The sequence below is a fragment of the Streptococcus sp. DD11 genome (assembly GCF_001578865.1).
Lineage (GTDB): Bacteria > Bacillota > Bacilli > Lactobacillales > Streptococcaceae > Streptococcus > Streptococcus panodentis.
This window is the reverse complement of sequence record NZ_KQ969392.1, coordinates 153,263-154,245: the sequence shown is the minus strand read 5'-3', so window position 1 is coordinate 154,245 and position 983 is coordinate 153,263. Positions and strand designations below refer to the sequence as shown.

Below are 983 nucleotides of genomic sequence, written 5' to 3'. Positions count from 1 at the left end.
ACCTCTATCTTTAAGGTGCTGGACATGGTGGAAGAGGGGAGCCTGCAGCCGGACGCGGTCATCGGTGTGCCGGTCGGCTTTGTCGGAGCAGCAGAGTCCAAGCTCAAGCTGCATGAAAGCGCCGTGCCATCAATTGCAGCCCTGGGCCAAAAGGGCGGCAGCACCATTGCGGCAGCGGTGGTCAATGCCATCCTCTATCAGCTCGAGCTGGGGACCAGCGACTATGAGCGCTTCAGGGTTGCCAGACCTGAGCAGGCTTCAGAAAAGAGAGGGGGCTGACCATGGACGAATACGCTTATGTCAACGGAAAGAAACTAAAAAAAGGCTTTACGACCGGCACCTGTGCAACGGCAGCAACCGTCGCTGCTCTGAGCATGATTTTAAATCAGGAAACAGAAGAAAAGGTCACTGTACACACGGCTTCGGGCGTGGAAGTGACCATGGAGGTTCACAAGCCTTCTTTTGGAGCAGAGGAGGCGACCGCTGCTATTGAAAAAGACGGCGGCGATGATGCGGATGCGACGCATGGACTCTTGATCTACTCGACGGTGACCCTCCTGCCGGATCAGACAGAGATTGAAATCGACGGCGGTCAGGGAGTCGGGCGCGTGACAGAGAAGGGCCTGGCCTGCGATGTCGGCATGGCGGCCATCAATCCGACTCCTCGGCGAATGATTGAGCAGCATGTCCGCGAGATTATCGGTCCCAACTGCGGGGCGCGGGTTATCATTTCCGTACCTGGAGGGGAGGAGACGGCCAAGCTGACCTATAATTCCCGGCTGGGCATTGTCGGCGGCATCTCTATCCTCGGAACGACTGGGATTGTCAATCCCATGTCTGAGGACAGCTGGAAGGCGGCTATCACTATTGAGCTGACCATGCTCTACAATCAAGGGCATCGCTCGGTCGTTCTGGTGCCGGGGAACTACGGGGAAGACTTTGCGACCAAGACCTTGGGGATTCCGGTCGGGCGCATCGTTAAT

2 protein-coding genes are annotated in these 983 nt (G+C 57.2%); both read left to right on the top strand.

Annotated features, from left to right (window positions below; all coding sequences use genetic code 11):
- Positions 1-279: precorrin-8X methylmutase (locus STRDD11_RS00750; protein WP_206512664.1), on the top strand; the 279-nt coding region annotated here is incomplete at its 5' end.
- Between the two features lie 2 nt (positions 280-281).
- On the top strand, positions 282-983 hold a 702-nt coding region (gene cbiD / locus STRDD11_RS00745), incomplete at its 3' end, for a cobalt-precorrin-5B (C(1))-methyltransferase CbiD (protein WP_128835308.1).